The following is an 827-nucleotide window of genomic DNA, read 5'->3' as shown; positions in this document are numbered from 1 at the left end:
GAATAACCTCCCAATCTTATATGTTTATTCTAACAATAAAAAAATAAACTGCGAAGCAAGAGCCGTACGCTCTCTCACTTACACAGTTTATTTTACACTCCCTTGCAGTCCTTTTTCAGAGAAGTACTAACATAAACATGAATTTATTTCTCGCATTTAATCTTCAAAGTCGATTTCCAATATTTCACCTGTTAAGGCATCTATCACCATTTCCACTTCACCGCGGTTTGTTTCAAGTTCAATTTCGTATTCATAACGATTGTCGTCTTCATCCAATTCTAATTCCACTACCTTACCGCCGACTTGATCCATAGCGATTTTCTTCGCCTCGTCAGCAGAGATGATGTTCTTCATCGTTTCTTTTTCTTTACTATCATTATCGTTATCATCCGCTTCTACTCTAAAAATTTCTCCAGTATAGGCTTCGATATAGATGTCATATTCTGCTTCTCCATTTTCAATCTCCACTTCATAATAGACAAATCCATCTTCATTTTCCAATTCGATATCATCAATATGGCCATCTTGTTCCGATAGCGCAATTTCTTTTACCTGATCAATTGAAAGCAAGCTTTTTTCTTGTGAAACATTTGCCGTTTTCGCTACACTTTCTGCTTGAATAGCTTCATTGCCGTTGTTGGTTGCTGCCCCTATGATAGATGCCCCACCTAATAAAATTCCAGCCGTTACGATTCCGGTTACTAATACTTTTTTCATTTTACTTCCTCCTCGTATATTATGTTTAGGCACTTAGTTTCCGCCTATTATTTCCCTTGTTAATCAACCTGTTGATATGTCAAATGACTTGGACGCTCTGGGATATTCCT

At 37.1% G+C, this 827-nt stretch carries 1 protein-coding gene; it reads right to left on the bottom strand.

Annotated features, from left to right (window positions below; all coding sequences use genetic code 11):
- Positions 1–156 precede the first annotated feature (156 nt).
- The gene (locus tag ACFSBH_RS12120; RefSeq protein WP_379597737.1) at positions 157–717 is read right to left on the bottom strand and encodes a PepSY domain-containing protein; all 561 of its coding nucleotides are present in this window, start codon (positions 715–717) and stop codon (positions 157–159) included.
- Positions 718–827: the final 110 nt, after the last annotated feature.

Source organism: Oceanobacillus luteolus (assembly GCF_042678205.1).
In the GTDB taxonomy this organism is placed as follows: Bacteria; Bacillota; Bacilli; order Bacillales; family Amphibacillaceae; genus Oceanobacillus; species Oceanobacillus luteolus.
The sequence above is the reverse complement of the archived record's forward strand: the minus strand, read 5'-3'. Positions and strand labels throughout refer to the sequence as shown.

What these genes read in the sequence shown, in the direction of transcription:
- ACFSBH_RS12120 (WP_379597737.1), bottom strand. Translation starts at nt 717, where the DNA reads ATGAAAAAAGTATTAGTAACCGGAATCGTAACGGCTGGAATTTTATTA.